The organism is Massilia sp. 05N420 (assembly GCF_056397205.1).
The window spans coordinates 1-353 of record NZ_JBFTMX010000304.1 but is presented as its reverse complement, the minus strand read 5'-3'; the positions used below and the strand labels follow the sequence as shown (position 1 = coordinate 353).

Below are 353 nucleotides of genomic sequence, written 5' to 3'. Positions count from 1 at the left end.
ACATGATGTTGCTCTCGCTGCCCGAGCGCGCATCCTCGTCATATGGGGCGCCGAAGTATGTTTCGCTGCGGTTCCTGGATGAAGGCGATGCGCTTTCCATTCAGCTGACATTGCATGCCAAGCCTGCCAATCGTATGCCGGAGGCGAGCTTCTTCTTCGTCACTCCTGCCGGGGATGCGGCGTGGAGTTTCTGCAAGATGGGGCTTTGGCACACGTCGGGCGCGATCGCCGAAAGCGGCGGGGCGCAGCTGCAGTCCGTCAGCGCCGCACGCACCGGTGCGCTGCAGATCGAGCCGCTGGATACGCCGCTCGCAGCGCCTGCAAGCTGGGATTTCATGACCTTCTGCAAGGCG

At 62.9% G+C, this 353-nt stretch carries 1 protein-coding gene; it reads left to right on the top strand.

Going from position 1 to position 353, the window contains the following annotated elements; genetic code table 11:
* A partial coding sequence (locus tag AC1DIX_RS28440; RefSeq protein WP_477328709.1) for a hypothetical protein occupies positions 1-353 on the top strand: 353 nt, incomplete at both ends.